At 51.7% G+C, this 391-nt stretch carries 1 protein-coding gene; it reads right to left on the bottom strand.

The window, feature by feature from the left end:
* Nucleotides 1-19: 19 nt before the first annotated feature.
* On the bottom strand, nucleotides 20-391 hold a 372-nt coding region (locus MUW49_RS18080), incomplete at its 5' end, for an IS1634 family transposase (protein ID WP_244813047.1).

Below are 391 nucleotides of genomic sequence, written 5' to 3'. Positions count from 1 at the left end.
CCGACATTCCGCACCTGATTTAGGAATAAATTTGCCGATAGCGCTCACCCAATACCTCCAAAATGATCTGCTGGTCTCCTGTTAGCTCCGTTACTTGTGGCGGAGCTTCTCCCAGTCGATATTCATGGATGCCACCAAAGCGCAAAAAGATCCAACGGGCCGTCGGCTGCTGGGTCGGTTTCTTTTTCATATCCGCCACACTGCGATTCTGCTCCACTAATCCCTGCCGGATCCGGTGCTCCAACGCTGCGTAAATCATCAGGCTACAGGTCATCACCATGAGCAACGCTTCAATCCGCTCCGGCTTTTTCAGGTACAGTGAGGAGGTTAAAAACTCCGGGCTCTTGAGAAAACGAAAGCCCCGTTCGACATTCTGCTGCGCTTTATAGGT

This window comes from Aeromonas sp. LsrichE-8G (assembly GCF_022869435.1).
Taxonomy (GTDB): Bacteria; Pseudomonadota; Gammaproteobacteria; order Enterobacterales; family Aeromonadaceae; genus Aeromonas; species Aeromonas caviae.
Note: the sequence above shows the minus strand (reverse complement) of the source record. Positions and strands in the feature narration are given on the sequence as shown.